This window comes from Arthrobacter oryzae (assembly GCF_031454875.1).
Classification (GTDB): Bacteria; Actinomycetota; Actinomycetes; order Actinomycetales; family Micrococcaceae; genus Arthrobacter; species Arthrobacter oryzae_D.
This window is the reverse complement of record NZ_JAVDRQ010000011.1, coordinates 134,564-157,292: the sequence shown is the minus strand read 5'-3', so window position 1 is coordinate 157,292 and position 22,729 is coordinate 134,564. Positions and strand designations below refer to the sequence as shown.

General features: G+C 62.4%; 16 protein-coding genes and 2 pseudogenes. 5 read left to right on the top strand and 13 right to left on the bottom strand.

Translation table 11 applies throughout. The features are described from left to right. Positions 1-209 precede the first annotated feature (209 nt). Both J2805_RS19130 and J2805_RS19125 read right to left on the bottom strand, forming a co-directional pair. Complete coding sequence (locus J2805_RS19130; RefSeq protein ID WP_309979083.1) at positions 210-779, bottom strand: MarR family winged helix-turn-helix transcriptional regulator; 570 nt, start codon at positions 777-779, stop codon at positions 210-212. After that, the gene (locus J2805_RS19125) at positions 772-2,001 is read right to left on the bottom strand and encodes a PucR family transcriptional regulator (protein WP_309979082.1); all 1,230 of its coding nucleotides are present in this window, start codon (positions 1,999-2,001) and stop codon (positions 772-774) included. The genes J2805_RS19130 and J2805_RS19125 overlap by 8 nt, the downstream gene beginning before the upstream one ends. 197 nt (positions 2,002-2,198) lie before the next feature. Here J2805_RS19125 and J2805_RS19120 point away from each other — a divergent pair, with 197 nt between their 5' ends. Further along, complete coding sequence (locus J2805_RS19120; RefSeq protein ID WP_309979080.1) at positions 2,199-4,553, top strand: ATP-binding protein; 2,355 nt, start codon at positions 2,199-2,201, stop codon at positions 4,551-4,553. A gap of 18 nt (positions 4,554-4,571) precedes the next feature. On the opposite strand, the pseudogene J2805_RS19115 reads toward J2805_RS19120, so the two are convergent. The 5 genes and pseudogenes from J2805_RS19115 to J2805_RS19090 form a co-directional block, all read right to left on the bottom strand. After that, positions 4,572-5,420 (bottom strand): annotated as a pseudogene (locus tag J2805_RS19115) (SDR family NAD(P)-dependent oxidoreductase); the annotation flags it as partial. 671 nt (positions 5,421-6,091) lie between these two features. Further along, positions 6,092-6,691: a TetR/AcrR family transcriptional regulator gene (locus J2805_RS19105; protein WP_309979078.1), complete on the bottom strand. Its 600-nt coding sequence runs from the start codon at positions 6,689-6,691 to the stop codon at positions 6,092-6,094. A 412-nt stretch (positions 6,692-7,103) separates the two neighbouring features. After that, a complete protein-coding gene (locus J2805_RS19100) occupies positions 7,104-8,030 on the bottom strand; it encodes a cytochrome b/b6 domain-containing protein (RefSeq protein ID WP_309979076.1) in 927 nt (308 codons plus the stop codon). Then, the gene (locus J2805_RS19095) at positions 8,027-8,995 is read right to left on the bottom strand and encodes an electron transfer flavoprotein subunit alpha/FixB family protein (RefSeq protein ID WP_309979074.1); all 969 of its coding nucleotides are present in this window, start codon (positions 8,993-8,995) and stop codon (positions 8,027-8,029) included. Before J2805_RS19095 ends, J2805_RS19100 begins: the two co-directional genes overlap by 4 nt. Positions 8,996-9,007: 12 nt before the next feature. Beyond that, positions 9,008-9,775, bottom strand: a complete 768-nt coding sequence (locus J2805_RS19090; RefSeq protein ID WP_309979072.1) for an electron transfer flavoprotein subunit beta/FixA family protein — start codon at positions 9,773-9,775, stop codon at positions 9,008-9,010. Positions 9,776-10,075: 300 nt separating this feature from the next. Here J2805_RS19090 and J2805_RS19085 point away from each other — a divergent pair, with 300 nt between their 5' ends. Genes J2805_RS19085 through J2805_RS19075 form a run of 3 tightly spaced genes read left to right on the top strand, consistent with a single transcriptional unit; the run spans position 10,076 to position 12,469 of the window. Beyond that, complete coding sequence (locus J2805_RS19085) at positions 10,076-10,219, top strand: hypothetical protein (RefSeq protein ID WP_309979070.1); 144 nt, start codon at positions 10,076-10,078, stop codon at positions 10,217-10,219. Continuing rightward, positions 10,216-11,304, top strand: a complete 1,089-nt coding sequence (locus tag J2805_RS19080; RefSeq protein ID WP_309979068.1) for an acyl-CoA dehydrogenase — start codon at positions 10,216-10,218, stop codon at positions 11,302-11,304. Before J2805_RS19085 ends, J2805_RS19080 begins: the two co-directional genes overlap by 4 nt. A 16-nt stretch (positions 11,305-11,320) precedes the next feature. Beyond that, positions 11,321-12,469 (top strand): acyl-CoA dehydrogenase family protein, encoded by a 1,149-nt coding sequence (locus tag J2805_RS19075; protein ID WP_309979066.1) that lies wholly within the window; start codon positions 11,321-11,323, stop codon positions 12,467-12,469. Positions 12,470-13,526: 1,057 nt separating this feature from the next. On the opposite strand, the gene J2805_RS19070 is transcribed toward J2805_RS19075, so the two are convergent. Both J2805_RS19070 and J2805_RS19065 read right to left on the bottom strand, forming a co-directional pair. Then, the gene (locus J2805_RS19070) at positions 13,527-14,270 is read right to left on the bottom strand and encodes an SDR family NAD(P)-dependent oxidoreductase (protein WP_309979063.1); all 744 of its coding nucleotides are present in this window, start codon (positions 14,268-14,270) and stop codon (positions 13,527-13,529) included. Between the two features lie 32 nt (positions 14,271-14,302). After that, positions 14,303-16,888, bottom strand: coding sequence for a flavin-containing monooxygenase (locus J2805_RS19065; protein WP_309979061.1), 2,586 nt, complete (start codon positions 16,886-16,888; stop codon positions 14,303-14,305). A 231-nt stretch (positions 16,889-17,119) separates the two neighbouring features. Here J2805_RS19065 and J2805_RS19060 point away from each other — a divergent pair, with 231 nt between their 5' ends. After that, on the top strand, positions 17,120-18,697 hold the full coding sequence (locus J2805_RS19060) for a long-chain-fatty-acid--CoA ligase (protein WP_309979059.1): 1,578 nt from the start codon (positions 17,120-17,122) through the stop codon (positions 18,695-18,697). Between the two features lie 729 nt (positions 18,698-19,426). On the opposite strand, the pseudogene J2805_RS24065 reads toward J2805_RS19060, so the two are convergent. From J2805_RS24065 to fabG, 4 genes and pseudogenes are all read right to left on the bottom strand, one after another. After that, a pseudogene (locus J2805_RS24065) lies at positions 19,427-20,576 on the bottom strand (IS30 family transposase). Between the two features lie 138 nt (positions 20,577-20,714). Then, on the bottom strand, positions 20,715-21,461 hold the full coding sequence (locus J2805_RS19055) for an enoyl-CoA hydratase-related protein (RefSeq protein WP_309979057.1): 747 nt from the start codon (positions 21,459-21,461) through the stop codon (positions 20,715-20,717). A 37-nt stretch (positions 21,462-21,498) separates the two neighbouring features. Continuing rightward, positions 21,499-21,957: a MaoC family dehydratase gene (locus J2805_RS19050; protein WP_309979055.1), complete on the bottom strand. Its 459-nt coding sequence runs from the start codon at positions 21,955-21,957 to the stop codon at positions 21,499-21,501. Position 21,958: 1 nt separating this feature from the next. Beyond that, on the bottom strand, positions 21,959-22,717 hold the full coding sequence (fabG, locus tag J2805_RS19045; protein ID WP_309979053.1) for a 3-oxoacyl-ACP reductase FabG: 759 nt from the start codon (positions 22,715-22,717) through the stop codon (positions 21,959-21,961). Positions 22,718-22,729 lie beyond the last annotated feature (12 nt).

Genomic DNA, 22,729 nt, shown 5'->3' with positions numbered 1-22,729 from the left:
GCTCGGCAGAATCTCCACAGACTTGGCCACCCGTGAGGACTTTTCATCGCCGCGAACAGATTCCGTAGGCTACTGCAGGTGCGATATACGGCTGAACCGGCCTAGCTCAGCCTCAAGCCATCAACTGGATCTGGAGCAGTCCTGGACCGAGAAAATGTGAGCCAGCGAACTATCTTCGCGGTGGCGGGCGAAGGGGTCGCCGCGGGCAGTCACCGCATGCGCCTATCTGGGTGATGGAGTAGAAGTTTGCGGAGGAGGGAAGTGAAGGTCTGGCGCTCCTCCGAGTTCAGGCCTTCGGCCCATTGCTGCTCACGAAGATTGTTTGCGCGGCAAAGGTCAGCAACGACCGCCTCTCCCTTCCCGCTGAGCCTAACGACCGACCTGCGCCCGTCAGTAGGGTCGGCCTCACGGACGACCAGGCCATACTTGTCCATCGTCTGAAGGAGGCTGGACATGGATCCCGTGGAGACGCTGCTGAGGCGGGCAAGCTCGTTCGGATGCTCACCATCGACCGCCTTGATTGTGAATAGAAGGCGGTAGCCCGCGAAGCTGAGTCCGTTCGGACGATTGACGGAAACTTCGAGATCGCGGGTGAGTCGGTTCGCTGCCCGCATGAGGTTGAACGCCATTGCCATCGCGTCAAAGTCGACCTCAGGATAAGCGTCCAAGGCCGCTCTGTGCGCCAGCCGTTCAAGTTCCTGCGGCCGGACTCGCGCCTCGTCCGAACCTCGCTGCACCCGTGGGTCCTCAGCGTCGTGCGCCTTGGCTTCGTTACGCATCTCGTCCAATCCAGCGGTTCATCTCGAGCGCAGCACCAACCTCCACTGATCGTCCCCTTAGCGGTTCTGGCAACAGAGCCTCTGCCCGCTGGATCCGATTGACCACCGTGTTCCGGTGGGAGAAGAGAGCCGCTGCGGCCCGAGAAGCGCTGCATCCTTCGCGGATGTAAACACGCAAGGTCTCCCTAACCTCCGTGTCGGCGGCCGCCAGGGGGCCGAGCACGCGAGCAACGAACCCTCGCGCCGCGTTCTCATCGCGGGTCGCGAGCACGACAAGTGCGACGTCGTCGAACGCTGCGGCGCGCATGTTCATCGCCTGCAACATGAGACGCTGCACTTCGACCGCCTCGAAGTGGCTCCGGCGAAAACCCTCGACTCCCGTTCCGGCTGACCCAACTGCGACTCGCACGTGCGGAACCTCTTGTTCGGGGATAAGGTCAGCGGGATGCAGCGATGGGGTGATACCGCCTAGCCATAACCACAGGGACGATGAGCTGGCGGGTATGGTGAGGACGTCTCGGCTCTCGACTCGTTGGCGAATCTCGTCGGCCACCTGGCTCAGCGAGGTTTGATCCGGCGCACCGGCGTCCGTCCAGAGAACGGCCCCGATCTGTCCGCCTTGCAACTGGTATCCGAGACGATCCGAAGCACGCGACGCCTCGATGGGAGCGCCGTCGAGAACGAGCGTGACCATCTCAAACTTTCGGGCGTGAGTGCCGCGGGTCAGTGCGGACCGCTCTCGCTCGATCTGGTCGGTAAGCTCACGGATAGTTTCGGAGATCCACTTCGACAGCGAGGCGGAGGCGACGTCGAGGGCGCGGGCCAATGCGCTTCCATCTCCTGCTTCTTCAAAGCTCAGTCTCATCCAATGCCGCCAGAGGACCTCTCTCCCCGCATCGTAGGAGGCCCAGAGGTTGCGCTCCCCACCTCTGCGAAGACCCTGACGAGCGATGCCGACGACAGGAGGAGTGATAGCTGGAGGAACAATCGTGTATGGGGATGCAATCAGAGAGTCCACCCAGTGCTGGACATTGTGCCGGGTTGAAGCGAGGATCTCGGCGGACAGGGCGGGGTCGCTGCGGAAGGGCTCGTCGACCGCGGCGATCGCAGCCTTCTCGACCTCTTCCATCACTCCACTTGTCGGGTCAATTAATCGACGCGCAACGGCCCGAATGAGCGAGGCTACCGGATCCTCGGCCGGAACCTGGTCGTACAGGCTCATTCATCGCTCCTCCCCTGCCATGTGCGGAAGCCACATAAGTGACGGATTTTCTTGTGCATCATACCCTTGGCGAAAGGGCAACAACCCGTCACGATACATAGACCCGGCTACTCCAGATGTCCAATTGCGTGAGAGGAGAACCGGTGGGGCCTCAATCGCCGGGAGCGGACTGGCCGTGGACCCACCAAACGCAAGCCATGAGCAACAGCGCATCACAAGGACGTGATGCCCCGCATTTCGGATCGACGAGTCAGATCGTGGGTCGGCGCCTTGATGTGGAGCAGGTGCGTCACGCACTCACGAATTCGAGATTGGTCTCTCTCGTCGGACCCGGTGGCATCGGCAAGACACGCCTGGCGTGCGAGGTGGCCTACCGGTCACGGGCACAGTTTCCGGATGGCGTGTGGTTTTTCCGTCTGGAGGATCTCGGAGCAGGAGCGGAGGCCAGCGACGTCGAAGCCGCACTTGTCGAAGCGCTCGGGATCCCGGATCAGTCCAATGCTGACCCCGCGCTCAAGCTGTCAGGCTTCCTCAGTGGGCGTCGGTCCCTGCTGGTGGTAGACAACTGCGAGCATGTGCTTTCGGCGGTGCAGCAAGTCCTCACGAGCCTCATGAGCGCCGTCCCGGACCTGCGGGTGCTTGCCACGTCTCGGGAAGCCCTCAGCGTTGAAGGCGAGGTTCTCAGGCCCGTGCGGCCGCTCGATGTGCCGTCGCCGGGAACACCGGCCGAGCAGTTGGTGACGGATCCATCCGTGATGCTACTGACCCAGCGTGCACAGTCCGCGAAACCCGGATTCTCGGTAGACGAAACGAACAGTGAGCTGGTGATTGAGCTCTGTCGGCTGCTGGAAGGCATCCCGCTGTCCATTGAGCTGGCGGCCTACAAGCTCCGAGCCCTTGGCGTGGAAGACGTCCTCGAGCGGTTCGGCCGTAGGCTGAGTGCGTTGACCAGAACGGCCGGGGCAGTTCCAGGCTCCCGCCATCAGTCGCTGGGGGCGATGGTGGAGTGGAGCTATGACCTATGCTCGCCGTCGAGCCAGCTGCTCTGGCGGCGACTGTCAGTGTTCGTCGGTTCGTTCGATCTCCAGCTGGCCGAGATGGTCTGTGCTTTCGACGGATCCGACGAGGACGATGTGCTCGACACGATCGACCGTCTGGTCGGACAGTCCATCCTCATGGTCGAGGAAGGCAATAGGCCTGCCCGTTTGCGGTACAGGCTCCTTGCTCCCTTACGGGAAGTCGCGGTTCGACTTGCCAACGACGCAGGCGAGACGGCGACGCTGAAACGGCGACACCGCGATGCGATGATGTTGCGCGCTACCCGCGCCATGGAGGATTGGTGCGGGCCCCACCAAGGAGCGACGATCGCTGCCATGCGCCTGGACCACTCCAACTACATTGCGGCAATACAGTGGAGTGTGCGGACCGAGGGTGAGGCTAGGAAGGGACTTCAGCTGGCTGCAGCTCTGCGCTACCACTGGCTGACGAGTTCGCTGGCGGAGGGACGGAAGCGGATAGAGGTGCTTCTTGCCGACGTCGACGGTGTGACGCCCGAACGCGCCGACTGCATTGTCATCGTTATCTGGACGTGCCTGCTTCAGGGAGATCATGCCGCTGCTGAATCGTGGCTCGAGGAATTGGAGTCATTGGCCCGGCTCCTGGGAACTGAGCCGGTCGCGGCATACGCCAAGCAGCTACAAGCATTGTCGACCCTTTTCGAGGGCAAGCCGGATGAGGCAGGTGATGCCTTTCGGGTCGCCGCGGAATTGCATTGCCTCTCCGGTGATCGCTTCATGGAGCTCACGGCGAAATACATGCTCGCGGTGGCCCTCGTGTCCGACGGCCAGCCCGAGGCGGCACTAGATGTCTGCGCGGCAACACTGGCGGGTTCACAGCAGACCGACGAGCAGTCGGCTCGAGGGTATGCGTTGTGGATAGCCGGGGTCGCGCATTGGCGGCTAGGTCAGTACGAGGAAGCAGAACGCGTTGCGCGGGAGGCTCTAGAACTCCAGCGTTCCCTGGACGACGGTATTTGCGTCGCACTGACAACGCAGCTCATGGCATGGATCGCCTTTGACTGCGATGAGCTGCGCCGTGCCGGCCTGCTGCACAGGGCGGCCGAACAAGTTTGGAAGTCTCTGGCGACGTCGCTCAAAGCATTCGGACCTCAGCTCGCAGCCTTTGCCGCCGACCGCTTCGGTCGCCTGGATTCGTCACCGAACCCACCGATGCAACCCCGCTCCCCCTACGATGCGCGCCGTCGGGCGATCGAACTGGCCTTGGGGGGACCGGCCACGGAGGGGATGGTACCTAATGGCTCCAACGGCGCCCAGGCCCTCACCAGGAGGGAACTCGAAGTGGCCCGCTTGGTGGAACGGGGACTTTCCAACCGGCGGATCGCGGAGGAACTGTTCATCGCAAAGCGAACGGCGGATGGGCACCTTGAGCGCATCTTGGCGAAGCTGGGCTTCACCTCACGCGCGCAGGTTGCCGCGTGGCTGGCCAAACAGCATGCAGGAGCGCTGCAGACCGAACTTGCGGCCCGCGGGTGAGGCCGCGGGCCGCAAAGGTTAGCCTCTGCGGATGTTCATCCCGCCGTCCAGGGCGATTGCTGTGCCGTTCACAAAGGAACCTGCATCCGAGGCAAGGTATACGGCGAGTGCACCAACTTCCTCCGGCTTGCCCAGCCGCCCCTGTCCGGCGACGACCAGATCGGAAAGCGGCGTCCCTGTCGCAGCCTCCCATTCCTGGAATGCCCGTCCCATCATTGGCGTGTCGATGAATCCAGGGCAGATCGCGTTGGCTCGCACACCGAGGTCTCGCAGTTCGAGCGCCATCGCCTCTGTCAGCCGGACAACCGCGGCCTTCGTGGCCGAGTAGGCTCCCAGAAGCGGGAAGGCAACGAGGCCCGCGAGCGATGCGATGTTGATGATCGCTCCGCCACCATCGATGAGCGCGGGCACTGCGTGTTTGTACACGAGCCATGGACCGCGGAGGTTGACCGAGGTCAGACGGTCGAAGTCGTCTTGTTCGAGTTCATGGAGCGGGCCGAAGGCTTCCACTCCTGCGTTGTTCACCAGGACATCGAGTCCGCCGAGCTGCTCAACGGTCTCGCCGAGGGCCGCGGCCACGCTGTCAGCTGATGTGACGTCGAGCTTGAAGCCTACGGTTCCATGTCCGATTTCGGCTGCAGCTTGCTCCGCTCCCTCAATGTCAGCGATGGCCACTCGGGCCCCGGCGGAAACGAAGGCCGCGGCGATTGCGCGGCCTATCCCCCGATGGCCGCCGGCGAATTCGCGGCGCGAGGCGTTGTCTGCGAGGGGATCGGTGATCGGGGTGATGAGGATCTGGGCGGATAGCTGCGGACCTCCATCGTTTCGAGCGCGCAGCGCGGCCACAGCAGCGAGATTGCCGCCCGCGCTCTCACCGCCGCATCGAAACCGTCACCGCCGCCTCCTCGGACGGTAAGGTGAGCAGCACGAGCCCGTCGCATCAGAGTTGATTCGGGATCTTCTGGCCTCGTCTGCAAGACGCGTGCCGAGCTGCTCGCCTGTGCCCTACGGCGTGGACACATCGGGATCGACGCCGATTGTAGCCACTCTCGGCCGAGCTGCTCCGTGGCATTAGGCACAGAGCCCTGGCCGGGGCTCGCTTTGAATGGGGAACGACGGCCAAACTGCTTGCCGGCACTTCCGCGCATCTGGACGCTCTTCCCAAGCGCCCGCGCAGAGGCGAATCTGTCTGGGGCGGTGTGAGGCTGAGTTCCCCTGTCCCAGGTCTCGCTGTTTCTCAGTGCCGAAAGCGTGGCATGCCATAGGCGAAGTTGTCCATTTGCCTTCGATCGCTGCTCTCTTGCGTCAGCCCCACCGTTCTGTGCCCACTACAGCAGTGGCCCAGAACGGCGAAGCCGGCCTCGGGCGAGGAATCCCATCCGGCGCTTTCGAGCAAGGGGAAGGGACTGTCCTTCATTCTTGCCTGATCACAGGCGCCAACCCTTGGCCTTATCTTGTCGTTGCTGCTGCCGGGTTGGAGGCGGGACAGAGCCTTGCTGTTCCCGTCTATTCGTCGCGCTGCTGAAGGACGCCGAGTGTCAGGACTCTCTTATCGTTGTGGGACCTGACGGGAGGAGAGCTCCTGCACTGGCCCCTTCCAGCAGCATACGAACCAAGGTTTCGGCATACTCGTCGGCCATTGCCCGCAGCCGTTTCCTACTGACTAGGCGGGTGCCGTTTACGCGGTTCATGACGGCTCCATCGAGAGACTCCAGCAAGATGTTGGTGTCCATGCTGCGCGGTAGTTCCCCTCGTTCTTTTGCGCGTTCAATGATTCGCCTCACACTGAGAATCTTCTTTCGTACGACGCGTTCATGAAAAGGCTCACGCAGTTCCGGATGGTAAAGCTGATCGGCCATCATTCGCAGGAATGCAGTTCCTAGCGCGGAGAGTCGAAACTCGAATGCCTCTCGAACATACTGCAGCAGATCCGAATGCAGGGAGCCTGTGTCAATTTCGTCGTCCACGCGGTTCAAGGTCGCAATCGAAGATATGAGCAGCTCTTCCTTGCTGGGATAGCGCAGGTATAGCGCTGGCTTGCCGACTCCGGCAAGCCGCGCAACAGCTTCGAAAGTGAAACGTCCCCAACCCTCTTTGGCATAGAGTTCGACCGCAGCCTCGCAGATCTTACGGTCCATCGTGGGATCCCTGGGGCGGCCGGCCGACGGCATTCCGTCGGCCAATCGCTTTGAGGTCTGCCGATTGCCTTGTCCCACCAGGTGCTCCCCTTCGTCCTCTTCGGTCCTCCGCGAGAGTAAGCCGGGTTGTGTGGCAGCTGACCGCAAGCCGATCTCTCGGATCTGGTCATCCTACATTCGAGAGGTCCTTCCTTGATCATAGGGGTAGAAGATCGCAGCCGTCTTTCCGCCTAGCCCTCGATACCCCGGAACTGCCGCAGGAAGCGGCCCATCCCGGATCGATGAGCACGTTGTACCCATCCGTGGAGATCAAAGGAGCACTTTGTGACGTCGACCCTTAAACCGCTTCCGGAAATCTTGATCAACCAGATTGCCTCGGCACCGGCTGCGGCCGCGCTGTCGTCGCTCGGTGTCACCGGGAGGTCACCTTGCCCGAAATCGAAGCCACCGGGGTCAGGAACAGAGGTCGAGCCGCGACGCAAGCTACGACTGTGATCACCGTCGAGACTGCGAACAGCGAGAATCCGATCCAGCTCTCGTCGTTTCGGGCCGCGTACATGTGGTTGAGGTTGTTCAGGGCACCAGTAGTCAGGACGAGAAGAACGTGCACGACGATGAACGCGACGAGGAACATCATCGTCGGGTAATGCATGCGGCGGGCCAGCTCCGCCGGGTAGACACGCGTCAATGTTCCCTCCGCAGGCCACAATGGTGACATACGCAGTCCCGTCAAAATCGCCAGCGGGGATGCGATGAAGACGACTGCGAAATACGAAAGCAGTTGAAGTCCGTTGTAAGCGATCCACCCGTCTTCTGACGGCCACTGGAGCGATGCGTACTGGATGGCTGCCGAGAGCGCATTGGGGAACGCATCCCAATCAGTTGGAACAATGCGGGTCCAATGGCCCGTTGAGAAGATCAGTACGTAGAAGAGGGCACCGTTGATGACCCACATTGCGTCCAGGCTCAGATGTAGCCAGAGGATGAGGCTGATCTTCTTCGGAGGGCGTTTCAACCGGAGCAAGCCCTTGTTGTTACGAGTCCAGAAAGCCTCTGGCCGAGTCTGCGTCCGCACCTGCCATCCGGTGCGGACAATAAGGATCATGAAGAAGGCATTGAATGCGTGTTGCCAGTTCAGCCAAGCCGGAAGACCGTCCGGGCCAGAACTAGGCCTTGCAACCTGACCCGGGTATCGGGCGAGGAACGCGGCGACGTCCGGTTGTTCGCGGAGCCAGCGGGCGGCCAGCGCGAACAGTGCCAGGGCGAGCAGGGCAGTGGGCACGACCCACAGAAGGCTGCGCCAGCGGATTCCCGTGCCCTCGTTTCGAGTCGGGCTCATTTCTTACGGGCCTCAATCTCATCGATCAATTGTGGGACAACTGTGAAAACGTCTCCGACGATACCGAAGTCGGCAATCTCGAAGATCGGTGCGTCGGCATCCTTGTTGATGGCAACGATCGTCTTCGCAGTCTGCATTCCGGCCCGATGTTGTATGGCTCCAGAGATGCCGAGGGCGACGTAGAGCTGGGGCGAGACAGTGGTTCCCGTCTGGCCAACCTGATACGTCTGGGGGACGTATCCGGCATCAACGGCAGCGCGCGAGGCACCGACCGCGGCGCTCAAGGTATCAGCGAGGCTCTCCACTAGGGCGAAGCTCTCCTTTGAGCCAAGGCCTCGGCCCCCCGAGACAACTTTCGCGGCACCCTTGAGGTCGATGCGCCCCTCAACGAGTGGCGCCTCAGCCAGGTCTTCTGCAACGGCGGCAGGTCCGTCAATTGAGATCTCGCAATGGATCACCCGACCAGAGGCGGCCGGAGCCCCTTGTTCAATGGCCTGTCCCTGTTGGATCGTGAGGATTGGCAGTCCGGCGTCGATAACCGAATCCACCGTGTATGCACCCCCGAAAACGGAGCTGGTGGCTACAACACGATCGTCCTGCAGGCGGACGTCGACGACCTCGTAGTTGCCTGCTCCGCCAACCCGCACGGCAAGACGCCCGGCCACATCTCTGCCGTCGATGGAGCTGGAGACGAGAACGGCAATGGGTGAGACCGCGGTTATGGCCTTATGCAGGGCTGCCACTTGAGGCAGCACCGGAGTGGTCCCGGCTTCGGGGCACTCAGCGAGGAACACCTCCTCAGCTCCGAGGGCGCCGAGACGGGGGGCCACGTCGTCCCCGCGACCCGGAGGGGTTACAACCACCGCGATCGGCCTGCCCAGCCTGGAGGCGGCCGCCAGCAGGTGGGCGGCGGATTTTGCCGCCTGGTACGACGGCGTCAGGTCGATAAGTACGAGCACATTCATGTCAGCGTCTCCTCAGATGAGTCGTTCGGCCGCGAGGAAGGCGGCGAGTTCGGCGGCGGCTACGCCATCGTCCACCACGATTCGTCCAGCGGTTCGTGCCGGCCGTTCCACAGCTCCCAGCACGACCGATCTCGCAGCAGAAGGGATCGAGATTCCGAGCTGGTCTAGCGACATCCTCACGATCGGCTTGCGTTTGGCGGAGAGGATGCTCTTGAAGCTCGGGAAGCGGGCTTCGGGCATCCTCTCGGTGATGGTCACGAGAGCAGGCAATGGAGCGCTCAGGCGCTGGGTTCCGGTGTCGATCACACGGGTGCCGGAAGCCCGGTCGTATGCAAGCTCCAGGTCGTCCAGCGCGCTCAAGAGGGGCAGACCCAAACGTTCGGCCACCATGGCCGGCACAACTCCGGACCGGCCGTCGGTCGATACGTTGCCTGCGATGATGACGTCCGGTGAGACGGTTTCGATTGCCCCGGCAAGGGCAATCGAAGTGGCGACCGCGTCGGCACCTTCCAGTGCCTGATCGATGACGTGGACTGCCGAATCCGCGCCCATGGCCAGAGATTTGCGGAGCGCCTCTGCGGCCGCATCAGGTCCGACGGAGATGGATACTATCTCAGTCTTCTTGTTCCGATCGCGGAAGGCGAGTGCGGCCTCCAGCGCGCGTTCGTTGATCTCATCGATCACCAGCTCGCCGTCCCGGCGAACCCGCGCAGTGCGCGAGTCGAGGCTGCGTTCGCCCCAGGTGTCCGGAACCTGCTTGATTAGGACTGCGATCTTCATCGGTTCTCCTCAGGGGAGGAGGCGCGGGCGGTTTTGTCGTGCACAGGAACTCTCCTTCGAGTCGCGGGTGAGGTGCGAGCATCTCCGTTCTCAATATCATACGCATTCCGTACGATTTTGAAAGAGGGTTACGTACGAAATCGGAATGAAATTTGAGCTCGGCCTATTGCGTACGGCAAGCGACCGAAATACAGTGAGGTGCAAGACTCCGATTCACCGGGGTCTTGACGACAAACAAACGCCGCAGTGGTGCGCCGAAGCCGCCGCCGCTGCAATTCCCTCTTCAGAGGAAGACAGACGGTGGAACAGGACTTTCAAGACATCCTCATCGGCCGCGCCGGCACGGCCGGACGCGTTGCACGCAGCACACACGACCGTGTGTTCGCCCACGCGTCGGGCATCCCGGCCGGCGACTCACTGATCGATCTAGGAGGTCACCCGTGACCATCGCCAGCCCCAGCGCCCAGTGGCAGATCCACTCGGGCCTGGACGCCCTCGGCGTCTTCGAAAATCGGAAGTCTGACTTCACCCTGGACGACGAACAGCAATCGTTACGTCATGGTGTGGCTTCCATCCTCGCCAAGAGCTGCACAACGCGACAGCTAAGGGATCTCGGAAGCGTCTCGTTCAGCTCGTCATTGCTCGGCCAGCTTGCGGAATTCGGCCTCTTCGCTGCCGGACTCCCCGAAGAACTTGGGGGTGCTGAGGTTGGCCTGGGATCGCTTGTGGCGGCGGCAGAGGTCCTCGGCGAGGCCTTTGCACCGGTGCCGTTCGCCGACATGATTGCAGGCCTTCGGGCGGCAGCGCGTGTAGCGGAACCGGCGACGGGCCTCAACCAGCTATTCGACGGAGTAGAGCCCGTTACTGTAGCGCTGGAGGACCTATCGCGGCCCCAGACCCTACCGGCGGGATGTGTGGCCCGCTGGGTAGTTGGATGGCGCGGGGATGACCTTGTCGTCATCCAGCGCCACGCAACCCCTGCGTGGCGGCCCAACGCGGCAGGCATGCCCCTCGGAAGCTGGACGCCCGGGGACGGCAGCATCGAGTTCGTGCTCAATGATGCCGGTTATGCGCGACGCCAGCTAGTAACCGAATGGCGACTTCTCACCGGCGCAGCTCTGGTTGGCGTTGCCCGCACGGCGCTGAGGTATGCGGTGGACTTCGCCACGGTTCGGGAAACAAGGGGAGTGCCGATCGGCGCCCTTCAGGCAATATCGCACAAACTCGCCGACGTCAAGATCGCTCTCGACGCCGCGGGCAACCTGATTCGCCAAGCCGCCTGGTTCCAGGAAAACGAACCCGAGAGCAGGCCTGAGCTGCCGGCCTTGGCATTCGCGGGAGCCGTGAGAGCTGCTTCCTTTGGGGTCCATACTGCGGTACATATACACGGAGGCCAAGGGGTTTCGCTCGAATCAGACGTCACACTTGCCTTCACGCGAGCCCGGGCGTGGGGACTTTTTTCCGGGCACCCGGATCGACTGGTGGCCGACTCTGGTGCCTCGATCCTCCATCGGTCCTATGAGCACTGAGTAGAAGGACAGCCAAGTGGATTTCTCAACTTTTGATACTTCCCCCCGTTACCAGGAGTTCCGGGGCCGGGTCCGCGCTTTCCTTGATCGAGAGCTGACTCCCGAGGTTCGCGCAGAGGCAGAAGCGCGTTCTGACGAGCATCACCCCGGCTTCTTCAGAGCACTCGGGCGGGAAGGCTGGATCATCCCAGATCTGGGGTCAAGCGAAGGCGGAGCCGATCTGGACTTCTGGGAGTACGAAATCCTCGACGCCGAGCTGGAGGCCGCACAGGCTCCGATTATCAATGTCTTCACGACGCGGATGATCTTCCCGTCAATCCAGCGCTTCGCCCGCGATGAGGTGCGGGACAAAGTCATTGCTGAAGTCGTCTCCGGTCAGACGGCGTTGACTCTCGGATACACAGAACCGAGCGGGGGATCCGACATTGCGGACGCCCGAACGCGAGCACGCCGAGAAGATGACGGTTCCTGGACCATCAACGGCTCGAAGGTTTTCATGACAGGCGCCCACCATGCCAAATACACCTTCCTCCTGACCACCTCCGACCCTTGTGCCAAGAAGGGGCAAGGACTGACTATGTTCGTGGTCCCGCTCGACCTGCCGGGAGTCCAGATCGATCCGATCTGGACTCTCGGTGAGCGGACCAACACCGTCTTCTTCGGCGATGTCAAGGTGCCTGATATCTACCGGCTCGGCGACATCGGCGAAGGCTGGGAGGTGCTCCAAGGTCCGCTCGATGCCGAGCACGGCATCGGCGGAGCAGCCGAGGGGCACCACGGCGACACTGGCGTCCTCTACCAGCGCCGCTTGGCTCATGGGCTCCGCTACGGTCTGCAATGGGCAATGAGCCATGGCATCGACCCGCAAGATTCTGCGACGGCACGCGTTATCGGCGAGACGGCGCTCCGGCTGATGCTCAGTGGCGCCACGAAGGGGCTCACCGCGCGTGTGCTCGCCGCCCAGAATTACATTGACGGCATCGACGACCTGGTTTCCTTGACCGGTGAGGACTCCCTTGTGGACGACATCCAGGAGCCCGCTGGACAGCTCGGAGTGCTGCAGCGCCAAGCTCAGGTTTCCACGATCTACGGCGGGACTGTCGAGGTGTTCCGCAACCTTATTGCCCGCGAACTCGGGCTGCCCAAGCCCGCGTACAAGCAATAGTTCATGGCGCGGGCCCCCGGCTCGGGGCCGCCCATGCGAGGTCGACGCCCAAGCGACGAAGCGGTGGTGCAGATGAAATTTGAGATCAAAGCCCGACGGCTTTGAGGCAGCTGCGGCATTAGGCATCGGCCTTACAGCAATAAGCGGTTGCTATCAGACGCGAACACGCGCGGGCAGCAATGTGCCGATTACCTTGAGAAAATGTAACCTCCTTGACAGGGCCGTGCGCCTCGAAAGCGCACCTTTGTCAACGGCTTCAAGGCAGGGATAGATTTTTTCACCAGCAAGGGCACAAACAACATCGGGCCGCAAAAGGACGACGCTGGAGCCGCTCGAAGGCGTACGGACATTCGCAAGTTTGAGTATCGGCGGTCGAGTGGGCCCATGACATCCGTGACGGCGGAACAGCGACTGTAATCTACCGCCACACCATCACCACCGCAGGATCCATGCTGGCCCAGATTCGGATCGCGCTCTCGGCCCTCTGAGAGAGCCTCACACTGGTCTGCAGGAGTACCTCGAGGTGCCCGATCGGGCCCCATTCCTGGCAGACAAGCTCCCCGAACAGCGTTGTGCGCTCTCGTCAATTCCGTGGGAAGGTGTCCGTTGAACTCCTCCAGCTTCGGAAGCAGTGAAGAAGGAGCCGGTGGTGGGGGCGAGACCGCACTTTGGGAGGGCGAAAGTCGGCAGGAGGTTCCTTCCAGCCCCCGCCCAACCTCGCCATCATCCTCCGTCTCCTCCGATGCCGGGCGGTCACGCCCGGGAGAAGAAGCAATCACTAGAGCCGCCTGAGATTCTGGCCAACCTTCTAACGTCAAATTGTGGACTTCGATGCGAAGGGCATGACGGCTGAGCAATTTCACTACTTCCTGGGTGATGATGGCGGGTTCACATCCGTCCACATGGACGGACTCGGTCTGGCTGCGAGTGAATTTCTTCCAAAGGGTCGATGGCCGCCCACACCAGCCTCGGCCAAGTTGCCGCGTGGCTGGCCAAACAGCATGCAGAGCCCCAGACCGAACTTGCGGCCCGCGGCTGAGGCCGCGGGCCGCAAAGGTTAGCCTCTGCGGATGTTCATTCCGCCGTCCAGGGCGATCGCGGTGCCGTTCACAAAGGAACCTGCATCCGAGGCAAGGTAAACGGCGAGTGCACCAACTTCCTCCGGCTTGCCCAGCCGCCCCTGTCCGGCGACGACCAGATCGGAAAGCGGCGTCCCTGTCGCAGCCTCCCATTCCTGGAATGCCCGTCCCATCATTGGCGTGTCGATGAATCCAGGGCAGATCGCGTTGGCTCGCACACCGAGGTCTCGCAGTTCGAGCGCCATCGCCTCTGTCAGCCGGACAACCGCGGCCTTCGTGGCCGAGTAGGCTCCCAGAAGCGGGAAGGCAACGAGGCCCGCGAGCGATGCGATGTTGATGATCGCTCCGCCACCATCGATGAGCGCGGGCACTGCGTGTTTGTACACGAGCCATGGACCGCGGAGGTTGACCGAGGTCAGCCGGTCGAAGTCGTCTTGTTCGAGTTCATGGAGCGGGCCGAAGGCTTCCACTCCTGCGTTGTTCACCAGGACATCGAGTCCGCCGAGCTGCTCAACGGTCTCGCCGAGGGCCGCGGCCACGCTGTCAGCTGATGTGACGTCGAGCTTGACGCCTACGGTTCCATGTCCGATTTCGGCTGCAGCCTGCTCCGCTCCCTCAATGTCAGCGATGGCCACTCGGGCCCCGGCGGAAACGAAGGCCTCGGCGATTGCGCGGCCTATCCCCCGATGGCCGCCGGTGATAAGCACCCGTTTGCCGTTCATGGTCACAGTCTGTCTCCCTCCTTCTGTCTGCGTCATCGGACCGTCACTGTGCTTTCTGCCTCGGTGAAGATCGGCACGAGGAAGTCCGCTATCGCGCTCTGGATCTCCGCTACCTTCGGGATGGGAGCGGAGAAGGAGTATGCGGTGTGGAAGAGGCCGTCAAACCGGCGGAGTACGGTCCGGATGCCCGCCGCCTGGAGGGCGCGTGCATAGTCCTCGCCTTCGTCCCGGAGAGGGTCGATCTCCATCGTAATGACAAGGGTCGGGGGGAGCCCATCGAAGTTGGACGCCTTGGCTGGAGCGACGAGGGGTGACTGCAGATCCCGCGGGTCGGCCGCATACAGGGAGCTCATGCGCTTGCCCAGCTCGACCGAGATGATCGGACCATGCGCGAATTCGCGGCGCGAGGCGTTGTCGGCGAGGGGATCGGTGATCGGGGTGATGAGGATCTGGGCGGATAGCTGCGGACCTCCCTCGTTTCGAGCGCGCAGCGCGGCCACGGCAGCGAGATTGCCGCCCGCGCTCTCACCGCCGACCGCAAGGCGGGTAGGGTCTCCGCCGTACTCCTGAATGTGGTCTGCGACCCATTGCAGGGCTTCGAAGGTGTCGTCGGTGGCAGCCGGGAAAGGGTGTTCGGGTGCGAGGCGGTAGTCAGGGGAGACCACCAGCGCACCTGTGCGGGCAGCGAGTGTTGCGCTGGGTTCGTGGAAGGCGTCGAGGCTGCCGCCGATCCAGCCCCCGCCGTGGATGAACACGATCACCGGCAGGGGTCCGTCCCCGACTGGCGGCCGGTACAGGCGGGCGGTGCGTGGTCCTCCAGCCCCTGAATACTCGACTTCGGTGATCGCGACTCCCGTTGGCACTGGGAGCTGCATTAGCGCGAAACTGTCCATTGCCGCGCGGGCCTCTTGGAGCGAGGCCTCTTCCAGCGGCTTCTGTCCCATGTTCATCATGCCGGCCAGCAGGAACGCCGCCGCCCCATCCAGCCGCACGAGGCTTGGAATCGGCCGCTGCTCGCCGTCGAAGGAGAAGCCTGAGAAGCCGCGGGCCTCGGCCTCAGCCGTGATGGCCCGGAACAGGGGAGCTCCGGTGAACAGGGAAAGCGGTGACCGGGGCTTCTCGGAGATGTTGTCTCCCATGTACCAGGTGGGTGCGGTTGGGAACAGCGTCGCATTCGCGACTTCGCGGACGAGCTGGTCATACCGCTCTTCGGCGGCTTCCGTGACCTCCACCGCACGGACGGCGTTGCCGTCGGCTTGCGCGATCAGCGCGCTCACGAAGTCGACGCTATCCTCGATGGCAATCGGGTTGTTGAAGAGCGCCGCCGGACCCTGGGGACCGTTGATGTGGAAGAGGTTGGGGAAGCCATATGTGGCGGTGCCGAGATAGGCGCGCTGTCCGTTCGACCACCGCTTGTCCAGCGTCAGTCCGTCGCGCCCGACGACGCCCATCTGCATGAGTGCCGCGGCGCCGACATCGTAGCCGGTCGCGAGCACGATGACGTCGAACTCGAACTCCTCGGCCGTGGTGGCGAGCCCCGTCGAGGTGATTCGCTCGATCGGGGTCGCACGAGCATCGACGAGGCGCACATGCGGCAGGTTGAACGTCTCGTAGTACCCACTTTCGAAGGTTGCGCGTTTGACGCCGTATGGGTGGTTGTTCGGTGAGAGCAGTTCAGCGGTCTCCGGGTCGTTCACCCGCTCGCGGATGCGCTCCCGGATGTAGTCCTGGGCGGTCTTGTTCGCCTCGAGGTTGTAGATAAGATCGAAATATGTGGAGGTGAGCATGCGGAATCCGCCGCCATCGTAGTACTCGTCGTAGACCCTGCGGCGCTCCTCAGGGGTGTCCCAGAGGGCCGAACGCTGTGCCCGCGGGTATGCGGCCCCTGCAAGACTCGCACGTGATTCGTCACGCAGCCTCGGATAGTCGGCGACGACCTGCTCGAACTCTTCGTCGGTCATCGGGCGATTCCCTAAGGGGCACGCGAAGTTGGCGGTGCGCTGGAAGACGGTCAGAGAGGCGACGCCCTTGGCGATGGCTTGGATGACTTGGATCCCGGTCGACCCGGTGCCGATGACTGCAACGCGCTTGCCCGTGAGATCGACGCCAGCGGCGGGCCAATCCCGTGTGTGCAGCACGGTGCCGCGGAAGTCCTCCTGCCCGGGGAAGTCGCTACGCTTCACCACTGAGAAGCTGCCGGCCGCGTTAATGAAGTAGCGCGCCTCCGTGACGGCGCCGTCATCGGTGCGCACTATCCAGCGCGCCGTCTCCTCGTTCCAGACGGCCGAAGTGACGCGGGTGTTGAACCGGAAGCTGCGTCGCAGGTCGAAGCGATCGCAGACGTGCTCCAGGTAGGAGAGGATCTCGGGCTGGGCGGCAAACCGCTCACTCCAACGCCACTCACGCTGGAGATCCTCATCGAAGGAGTAGGAGTAGAAAATGCTTTCAAAATCGCAGCGGGCACCGGGGTATCGGTTCCAGTGCCAAACTCCCCCGGGGCCGGCCCCGGCGTCAAAGGCCTGCACGGAGAGGCCTTGGAGGTTGCGGAAGCGGTGAACAGCGTACAGGCCGGAGAACCCGGCTCCTACGACGACGACGTCGATTGATTGGTGACTCATGACACACCAATCTGGTGGAGGGCGGCTTCCTGCGCAGGCGTCAAAGTACCCCCCGCCATACCTGCAGGCATACCTGTTTCTGCCCTCACTCCCTCGCGACCTCCCCCAAATATGCATTTTCCATCTGCAGGACTGTCATACGTGTGCATAAAGCACTTGTGCAAACTGCCTAGGTTGCCCGAGTCTTCTTCGAAGGCTGATCACAGCGCAATGGAGCACGAAGGGTTTTCCATGTTCACCCATATCAGCGTCGATACGTCGAACGGTCTCGATCCGGCACGTACTCGGCACAACCTGGCACAGCTGCTGGAACGCAGTGCCGAAATCTACCCAGAGCGAACCGCCTTGGTCATGGGAGAGACGCGTCTCTCCTACGCAGAGGTGAATGCGGCCGCGAATCAGGTTGCGAACCTGCTCGCCTCGCACGGCTTAGGACTCGGAGACCGCGTTCTGCTTTCGATGCCCAACATCCCCTACTTCAGCATCGCCTACTTCGGGATCTTGAAGACGGGAGCCACCGTCATTCCACTCAATGTTCTGCTCAAGTCGCGCGAGATCGCCTACCATCTCCGTGACTCGGGCGCCCGCGGATACATCGCGTTCACAGGAACGCCGGAGCTTCCCATCGGGGAATCGGTCCAAGAGGCCGTCAGTGAGAACACCGCGACGAGCCTCTTTCTGGTCGATCCTGGGGCAGCGCTTCCATGGGCTTCCCAGTCCACGTCTTTCGAAACGGCCCAGGTGGGGCCAGACGAAACGGCGGTCATTCTCTACACCTCCGGCACGACAGGACAGCCCAAGGGCGCAGAGCTGCGTCACCGGAACATGCTGGACAACGCCCTGTGCGCAACTGCGATGTTCAAGTGCTCAGAGGACGAACCCGATGTCTCTCTGGCAGTCCTCCCCCTGTTCCACTCCTTTGGCCAGACGATCGTCCAGAATGTGGGCTTTGCCCACGGGGGCACCATCATTCTTATGCCGAGATTTGAAGCGAGGGCTGTGCTCGATCTGATGCTGAAGGAGCGCGTCACGCTCTTCGCTGGCGTTCCGACGATGTTTTGGAGCCTGCTGAGAGTCCCCGGCGAGACCGAAGATTTTCACGTCCTCGCTGAGCACCTGCGTGTGGCTATCTCGGGCGGCGCAGCGCTTCCCGGTGAGATCCACCGTGAGTTCAACGAGCGGCTCGGAGTGCCGATCCTCGAGGGCTACGGCCTGTCTGAGACGTGCCCGATGGCGTCCATCTCCGCCGCCTATGGGACGGAAGCGCGTGTGGGGTCGGTGGGTGTTCCTATCCCTGGGGTGGAGATGAAGCTGATCAACGACGACTGGAGCGAGGTCGCTTTGCCCGGCGCTATCGGCGAAATCGCCATCAAGGGCCACAACGTGATGAAGGGATACTTCAATCGTCCAGAGGCGACCAGTGAAGCGATGCGCGATGGCTGGTTTCGTTCAGGCGATCTGGCCCGGAAGGATGCAGACGGCTACTACTACATCGTGGACCGCTCAAAGGACCTGATCATACGAGGCGGATTCAATGTTTACCCCCGTGAGATCGAAGAAGTCCTTATGACGCACCCTGCGGTGTCGCTCGCGGCGATCATCGGGGTGCCTCATGAACGTCACGGCGAAGAGGTGAAAGCCGTCGTGGTCCTCCGATCTGGGGCCAAGGTCAGCGAAGCCGAACTCATCGAATGGATACGGGAACGAGTTGCGGCATACAAGTACCCCCGCATCGTCGAGTTTGTCGAGAGCATGCCTATGACCACTACCGGCAAGATCCTGAAGCAGGAGCTCAAGAGCTCCTGCTGAACGCGGAACGGGTGCGACATCGGGCCCAGGGCGTGTCTCTCGACTCGGTTGAGAGACACGCCCTGGGCTTCTGAGTGAGCTCTGCCTGTCGGACGGGGCAGTGCGAGCGGAGCGAGCTCTGCTCCCAGGTCCAGGGAAGCGCCACCTCTGTACCGTCATAGCCAGCATGGTGTAGCGGGGTCATCCACCGGTATCAGCCCGGATCCCACGGCGTGACAGGCAGACCGAGGTGGGGTCGTGGGACCCCTGTCCAGCTTCAACGGAATCCGGGACCCGATCCCTCGGTGCCGCCGGCGGGAATCGATCTGCCGATCAGCGTGGACTCCATGATCAACCGAGCCGGTCCTGCCGCACTCGCCCGAACAGCGGAACGGCGGAACCTGAGACAGCAGTCCTTGCTGTGCGCACGGAGAAATCGCGCGCGGGCGCGTCGAGGGCCGTTTCGGCGGCCAGCGGCCCACTGCAGCCGGAAGACCTGAGCTGCCCGTGCCCGCTGGGCCGAGACAGGCTCATGTCCTCGCTGTCGGTAGCAGGTCGTCAACGCGCGCTGGCTGGTCCTCGTCGCGCGCTGCCTCGGCAATCAATCGCCGACAGCGTTGACGTGCGAGGTTCATGAGGTGGAGCAGAAGCTCGGGCAGCATCCGCATGCTGTAGTCATCTGCGGTGTCGGTGACGGTCGAAAACTGAGCCATAGTGACGGCGGCGGAGTTCAGCGGTCGTTGCAACGGTTTATGGTTCTAGCGCCGGTGAAGTCAGTTTAGCCAGGTGCTCCATGGGACTCTGCCAACCCAGGATTTCGCGTGGTCTGCGATTGAGTTCAGCGGCGACCCTGGTGAGGTGTTCGGGGCTGTGGACGCCGAGGTCTGTTCCTTTCGGGAAGTACTGCCGAAGCAGTGGCCATTAGTGTTCTCGTTTGAGCCGCGCTGCCAGGGCCTCGCGGGATCACAGAAATACACCGGAATCAGCGTCTGCCGCGTAAAACCCTGATGGCAAGCCATTTCAGTGCCCTGATCCCAGGTCAAAGAACGGCGCAGGTGCGGCGGGAGCGGGCTCATCGAATCAGCTAGCCGATCGCGCAGATTCTCAGCACCACGGTTCCCTGCCAAGTGCACGAGGATGAATGAAGCGAGTGGTCCGTTCGACCAGTGTGGCGATGGCCGAGCGACCGCCCTTCCCAATGATTAAATCGCCCTCCCAATGCCCGGTACTAATCTGCCGAGCACTTCCGCGGGCCTGTCCCGGATCATCACCATGTCCGGGAAACGCCTGGTCCGGTGCTCCTTTCGGCGGCGCGGCCGGCGGCCAGTCCGTCCGCTGCGCAGCGATACAGCAGGGTCCACGGCCAAATCCAGGCTTCCGCGCCCATATAGGGCTTGATAAACAGTCTCGGGGACGACGTGCATCTCGGGTTGTCCCGGGAAATTAGCGCGTAGACGGTTGCTGATCTGGCGGGGGCTCCAGCGTTGCTTCAGATGTTCACGCACGAACTCCTGCAGCTCGGGGTTGGCTGCTATCTTGCCGGGCCGCTGGCGGCTCCGTCTACGTTCGGCGCTGCGCTGTGCTGTCCGCGGACGATAGTTGCCAGAGGGTTCGTGAATGTCCGGCGAATCTCTCTGCTCACGGTGGACGGACTGCGCCCGAGTTCCAATGCGATAGCGCGGATGCTCCGCCCGGCATGCAGGAGGTCCGCGATCGTGATCCGTTCGGACTCGGAGAGAAATCGGGCAGAAATCGCGGCTGGTCTTAGACGGGAGATGGGAGCGATCTTTTTGACGTCGCCGGACTTCAGAACAACTGTATGACCGTGCCGCCATCGAGTGCCGGAACTACGGCTGATTCCGACGATTCGGCATTCGGAATTGCCCATTCCCTGTTTCATCAGCTGATCATAGTGAGCCCGTGCAGCGTTCTTTGGAGGGGCACCCGTGACTTTCGTGGTCGTTTCATATCTGCCAATTGCAACTCCTAAAAGCTCAGGTGTTGCAACGACCACTAGACGCCAAGCCCACGAAACGGCTCACTTTTCGACCGGCGCTGACATGCGGCTCATCGCCTTGATGATCGCCGACGACTCGTCTGATCCGAGTCTCTCCTGGAACACACGTACTTCGCGGTCGATCGTGGAGAGGATCTGCTCACGCTCTTTGTGCAGCAAGTCCTTGGTGGCCCGCACCGACTCATAGGGGACCTCTCGGAGTCGCTCGGCATAGGAGAGCGCGCGAGACAGCGCTTCACCGTCCGCGACCACCTCGTTTATCAGTCCCGCTCTCAGGGCCACATCAGGCGGGAATGGGTCCCCGAAGAGAAGAAGCTCGGCGGCGAGCTTGGGGCCCGCGACCCGTGGAAGGAGGAGCGATGAACCGCCTTCAGGTGTGAGACCGAGGCGGGTGAAGGGCATTCTGAACTTGGCTGAGCGAGCAGCGACTGCAAGGTCACAATGCAGCAGCATGGTACTGCCGATGCCGATGGCCGGCCCTTCGACCGCAGCGATGATTGGCGTTCTTGCGAGCACGAGGGCACGGAGGAAGTTGACCGCGGCGGACGAATCAGTGTCGGCGAGAAAGTCGGCTAGGTCATTGCCGCTCGTGAACGAGCCTCCTGCTCCTACGATGACAATGGCGCGGGTATTTGGCCCAGCCTCGGCCGCCGCAATTGCATCGGTCATGGCTGAGTACATCGTCCTGTCAATCGCGTTCTTCTTGTCCGGCCGATTGATGGTGATCTGCTGCACGCCCTCCAGGGGGGTGGTCACGTCGATGCTCACTCGGCGCCCCTTCTCTGAAACTTGCGCTTCCCCCGCGTCATGCGAAGAGGAGGCTGACGAACTCCGCGGAGCAAACCGGCTTCTCGATGCCTTCTGCGGCAATAGTGACGTGGAAGACTGCCTGCGCCCCCTTCGCATTGCGTTCGACGGAACCGAGCTTGACCGAACCACGCAAGCGAGAGCCGACGGGAACCGGTGCTGGAAAGCGCACTCGATTGCATCCATAGTTGACAAGCATCGAAATGCCGTCAATGTGCACTGTTTCCTGAAGGATGACAGGCACGAGAGAGAGGGTGAGGAACCCGTGCGCAATCGTTCCGCCAAACGGTCCGTCTTCGGCACGCTTCGGATCGACGTGGATCCACTGGTGGTCGCCCGTCGCTTCGGCGAATCGGTCAATCATCTCTTGGGTGATGACATGCCAGTCGCCTTCACCCAGGCTCTGCCCGACGAGGCCATCGAGCTCATCAATACCGCGCAGACTCTTCGTCTCCATGTCAGCTCCGCGGCCCTCCGGCGACGTACAGCACCTGGCCGGACACATAGGACGCGTCCTCACGGACGAAGTATGCGACGGCACTTGCGACGTCCTCTGGCTGGCCGGCCCGCTGTACGGGGACTTCGCGAATAGCACGTTCTGTGAATTCGTCGAAGGTCAGCCCGACGCGTTCCGCCGTGGCGCGCGTCATGTCGGTGACGATGAATCCCGGTGCGACCGCGTTGACGGTCACACCGAACCGGCCGAGTTCCAAGGCAAGAGTCTTGGTGAAGCCCTGGATCCCGGCCTTCGCGGCTGAATAGTTCGCCTGGCCGCGGTTGCCGAGGGCGGAGACACTGGAGAGATTGACAATTCGTCCCCATCTTGCGGTTGTCATGTGACGCTGCACCGCTCGGCTGACCAGGAACGCGCCACGCAGATGCACGGCCAGGACGGTGTCCCAGCTCTCGGCGTTGAGCTTGTGGAGCAGATCGTCCCGGGTGATTCCCGCGTTATTAACGAGGACGATTGGCGGTCCGAGTTCCTTCTCGACTTGTGCAATGGCAGCTTCCACTGAAACTTCGTCCGTAACATCGACTCCGACGGCAACGGCACTTTGTCCAGTTTCACGGATGGCTGCGACGACGGGTTCGGCTGCCTCGGCGTCGAGGTCGAGGACGGCTACCGCGAAGCCCTCGTGAGCGAGGCGTCTAGCCACCGCTTCGCCGATTCCCCGCGCTCCGCCTGTCACAACGGCGACTGGTTTATTCTGGTTCACTTCCGAAAGTTC

Excerpts from the sequence above, each read along its gene's own strand:
- J2805_RS19060 (WP_309979059.1), top strand. The coding sequence starts at position 17,120 with ATGTTCACCCATATCAGCGTCGATACGTCGAACGGTCTCGATCCGGCA.
- J2805_RS19095 (WP_309979074.1), bottom strand. The coding sequence starts at position 8,995 with ATGAATGTGCTCGTACTTATCGACCTGACGCCGTCGTACCAGGCGGCA.
- J2805_RS19100 (WP_309979076.1), bottom strand. The coding sequence starts at position 8,030 with ATGAGCCCGACTCGAAACGAGGGCACGGGAATCCGCTGGCGCAGCCTT.
- J2805_RS19130 (WP_309979083.1), bottom strand. The coding sequence starts at position 779 with ATGCGTAACGAAGCCAAGGCGCACGACGCTGAGGACCCACGGGTGCAG.
- J2805_RS19090 (WP_309979072.1), bottom strand. The coding sequence starts at position 9,775 with ATGAAGATCGCAGTCCTAATCAAGCAGGTTCCGGACACCTGGGGCGAA.
- J2805_RS19120 (WP_309979080.1), top strand. The coding sequence starts at position 2,199 with ATGAGCAACAGCGCATCACAAGGACGTGATGCCCCGCATTTCGGATCG.
- J2805_RS19050 (WP_309979055.1), bottom strand. The coding sequence starts at position 21,957 with ATGGAGACGAAGAGTCTGCGCGGTATTGATGAGCTCGATGGCCTCGTC.
- J2805_RS19065 (WP_309979061.1), bottom strand. The coding sequence starts at position 16,888 with ATGAGTCACCAATCAATCGACGTCGTCGTCGTAGGAGCCGGGTTCTCC.
- J2805_RS19070 (WP_309979063.1), bottom strand. The coding sequence starts at position 14,270 with ATGAACGGCAAACGGGTGCTTATCACCGGCGGCCATCGGGGGATAGGC.
- J2805_RS19105 (WP_309979078.1), bottom strand. The coding sequence starts at position 6,691 with ATGGACCGTAAGATCTGCGAGGCTGCGGTCGAACTCTATGCCAAAGAG.
- J2805_RS19125 (WP_309979082.1), bottom strand. The coding sequence starts at position 2,001 with ATGAGCCTGTACGACCAGGTTCCGGCCGAGGATCCGGTAGCCTCGCTC.